The sequence below is a fragment of the Rhizobacter sp. P1_G5 genome (genome assembly GCF_056405435.1).
In genome coordinates this window covers 1-1,742 of the sequence record NZ_JBFUCB010000910.1, presented here as the reverse complement: position 1 = coordinate 1,742, position 1,742 = coordinate 1, and the positions used below count along the sequence as shown (strand labels likewise).

Annotated in this window: 2 protein-coding genes; both read right to left on the bottom strand. The window is 67.1% G+C overall.

Annotated features, from left to right (window positions below; translation table 11 throughout):
• On the bottom strand, positions 1-1,196 hold a 1,196-nt coding region (locus AC1D12_RS32620), incomplete at its 3' end, for a SpvB/TcaC N-terminal domain-containing protein (protein WP_477845280.1).
• A gap of 416 nt (positions 1,197-1,612) precedes the next feature.
• Positions 1,613-1,738: a hypothetical protein gene (locus AC1D12_RS32615; RefSeq protein ID WP_477845281.1), complete on the bottom strand. Its 126-nt coding sequence runs from the start codon at positions 1,736-1,738 to the stop codon at positions 1,613-1,615.
• Positions 1,739-1,742 lie beyond the last annotated feature (4 nt).

The window sequence follows — 1,742 nt, the reverse complement described above, 5'->3', positions numbered from 1 at the left end:
CAACCGTTGCTGTGGAACAGCGTGTTGTCCGTGCCGGTCAGGTTGAAGCCCGTCACGCGCCGGAAGCTGCCGTCGCCGTTGCTGAGGTACAGCCGATTCTCGGCCGGGTTGTCCGACCAGCGGATGATGTCGGTCTTGCCGTCGCCATCGAAATCGGCGGTGATCACGCCGTAGTTCGAGAAGCGCGCCAGGTTGATGCCGGCCACCGTGCTCTGCATCGTCAGCGTGGTGAGTTCGCCGGCCGAGAACGTGGTGTTGCGCTGGTAGGCGTCGCTGGCGTCGGGCGCGTAGTCGAATCGTGAAGGGGGCAGGCACGGCGACTCGGCCGCGCCGACGCATTCGGTGATCGTGCGCAGCCGGCTACGGTTGGTGACCGGGCCGCTGTCGTAGCCGAGTCGCAGCGTGTTCACCTTGAACGGAGTGCCGTCTGCGTTCACGAAGCTCTGCACCTGGGTGAGGCGCTGCAGGTTCAGCAGCTTGCTGCCGGCCACGTAGGCCTCRCGCCGCGCCTGCGGCTTGCCAGYGGGKGCGAGCGCCGGCAGGTCCTCGTAGCTGAACACCASCTTGTTGCCCGGCGCCTGYGTCGGCGTGCCGGTGTAGCGGATCTCGCGCAGGCTCCAGTCGTGCCCCGCGATCGGCGTGCCGGCCACCGTACCGCTGCCCCAGGCCAGTCCATCGCGCTGCTGGTACTGGTAGTCGATGTAGTTGCCGCGCAGGTCGCTGACACGGCTGACGAGCCAGGTCGTGATGACGCCGGTGCCTTGCGCCGTGATGGCCGCATCGGCTGTCGCGTTGCTGTTGTTGCCGTACTCGTAGAYCCGACCGTCCTTGGTCCACACCTTGAAGTACGACGGCGAACCCCCGCCTGATCCATAWGCCCGGATGCGTGCGAACGAATCGCGCTCGGTGCGGAACTCGCGCAGCARSCCGCTGCCWCCTSCGCTGTCRTTGGTCTGSGGGAAGTTCGCTGCCACCCCCGTCGCACCCGTCTGGATCAGCCGCTGGCCATCCAGGCACAGCTTGTCGGCCGCGGTGTTATCAACGCCGCGGATGCGGCCGTCGGTCGCGAGGTTCGCGCCGCAGCGCGCAATCGACGAGACGCCTGTCAGCGACCAGCCGTGGCCCACCGGCCCGCTGCCGTCCCCGCCATACGACAAGCCGAGCGCCGGCACCATGCCGGCAATGCCGGGCGGCACAGCGATCGGATGTTGATACCCCGGCTGGCCATCCGGGCCCACCGCGAGTTGAGCCCACGCTGCAAGCGAAAGCGTCGACAGCACCAGCGCACCSACGCACGACACCACCMRGCCGCGGACACGCCGCGACGMACAGATCAGTTCCAAGAGAGTCCTCCAGCGCACGGTCGTCGACCATGCATCCAATGACAACGAGGGAGAGGTGTTGTTGCCTTCGGCCCAGTGGGGCGCTGGCAACCCGCGCGGCAGTGGTCTGCCGCTGCGGTGCGCGCAGTCTAGCGAGGCGCGCGCTTTTCTTTCGTCACGTCACGCCGGATTTCATCAAGCTTGAGGAGGTCCATTCATACCGACCGCCCACCGAGCAACAAAAAAGGGCCCCGCAGGGCCCTTCGAAAGGAGTCGTCGTCAGTCGCGAATCAGAACCAGATTTCCGCCTGGGCACCATAGGACGTGCCCTTGGTGTCGCCGTTGGCGCGGTTGGTGACGCCGGCGCCGCCGTTCTCGGCCGCGTTGGCCGCCGAGTTCCACTTGGCCGTCGTCACGTAC